This window comes from Robertmurraya dakarensis (assembly GCF_900156875.1).
Taxonomy (GTDB): Bacteria; Bacillota; Bacilli; order Bacillales; family Cytobacillaceae; genus Robertmurraya; species Robertmurraya dakarensis.
The window spans coordinates 1-834 of sequence record NZ_LT707408.1; the positions used below are offsets into that span (position 1 = coordinate 1).

1 protein-coding gene and 2 rRNA genes are annotated in these 834 nt (G+C 38.2%); all 3 read left to right on the plus strand.

Translation table 11 applies throughout. The features are described 5' to 3' along the window. Window positions 1-88 (plus strand): 23S ribosomal RNA (locus CZ487_RS00775); the annotation flags it as partial. Window positions 89-236: 148 nt separating this feature from the next. Beyond that, window positions 237-353, plus strand: a 5S ribosomal RNA gene (gene rrf / locus CZ487_RS00780). A 340-nt stretch (window positions 354-693) separates the two neighbouring features. Continuing rightward, a partial coding sequence (locus CZ487_RS00785; protein WP_139339532.1) for a CtsR family transcriptional regulator occupies window positions 694-834 on the plus strand: 141 nt, incomplete at its 3' end.

The window sequence follows — 834 nt, forward strand, 5'->3', positions numbered from 1 at the left end:
CTGAAAGATGATCAGGTTGATAGGTCAGAGGTGGAAGCGTGGTGACATGTGGAGCTGACTGATACTAATCGATCGAGGACTTAACCTATTTGAAAGATGCTTGTCAAGTTATCTAGTTTTGAGGGAATGAATAACTCATTCTATATATAGTAAGTCTGCTCCTGCGGCATAGCTGGTTCGAGGAAGTTTTCTTTTACTCGTCGCAAGCCAACAGGGAAGTAATTCAATGCAGCAGGCTTGGTGACGATGGCGAGAAGGTCACACCCGTTCCCATACCGAACACGGAAGTTAAGCTTCTCAGCGCCGATGGTAGTTAGGGGCTGTCCCCTTGTGAGAGTAGGACGTCGCCAGGCAATATTAAAGAGTATCCATTTGGATGCTCTTTTTTGTTATTCGCTGTTAATTTCCTGATAACCCTAAATAGCCAGTGAATTGCCTCTGTAATACACCTTTGAACCCTGTATCAATCCATTCCTATATTCAATAATTTAAATTTCTATGAATTTGTAAATGAAGACAAAGGAATTCAACATCTTTTTAGAGAATACCTTTTTAAGCTCATTCGTTTCGACAATAACGTTTGAGAATGTGGAAATTTGGGGAAATTATTAAAGTGTTGTTCATTGCAAATGGGTATATTTTTCATGTATAATTAAAGTCAAATATAGTCAAAGTCAGATAGGAGGGGGTTTAGTGAGAAACATCTCCGATATCATCGAACAATACTTGAAACAGGTATTAGAATTAAGTGAAAAAGAGATTGTTGAAATCAAGAGAAGTGAGATTGCGGACAAATTTCAATGCGTTCCCTCCCAAATAAACTATGTAATAAAT